The sequence below is a fragment of the Corallococcus praedator genome (assembly GCF_003612125.1).
Classification (GTDB): Bacteria; Myxococcota; Myxococcia; order Myxococcales; family Myxococcaceae; genus Corallococcus; species Corallococcus praedator.
On the sequence record NZ_RAWI01001098.1, the window covers coordinates 1 to 434 of the forward strand.

General features: G+C 56.2%; 1 protein-coding gene. It reads left to right on the forward strand.

Features of this window, described 5'->3' with window-relative positions:
- Positions 1-290: 2Fe-2S iron-sulfur cluster-binding protein (locus tag D7Y13_RS43195; protein WP_120631130.1), on the forward strand; the 290-nt coding region annotated here is incomplete at its 5' end.
- Positions 291-434 lie beyond the last annotated feature (144 nt).

Below are 434 nucleotides of genomic sequence, written 5' to 3' on the forward strand. Positions count from 1 at the left end.
GCTACATCCTGCACAGTGCCGAAGCCCAAGGCGTCAGTTTGCCATTTGCCTGCCGCAACGGAGCCTGTACGACCTGCGCCGTCCGCGTCTTGTCAGGCGACCTCTACCAGCCAGAAGCAATGGGCTTGTCGCCCAAGCTGCAAGAAACCTATGCGCTCTTGTGCGTCAGCTATGCCCGCTCGAATCTCAAAGTCGAAACGCAAAACGAAGACGAAGTGTATGAACTTCAGTTCGGTCAGCACTTTGGTAAAGGAAAAGTTCGGCGCGGCCTGCCGCTGGATGAAGATTAGCTTCGTGCTGGTGGCGGTGCTGCTTGCCAGTTGTCAGCCAGCCCCGCGATCGAGTGAAGTTGCCACAGTGACGCGAGTAACAAGCGGACAAACGATCGAAGTCCGCCTCAATTCTCAAATCCAAAAAGTCGGTCTGCTCGGCGT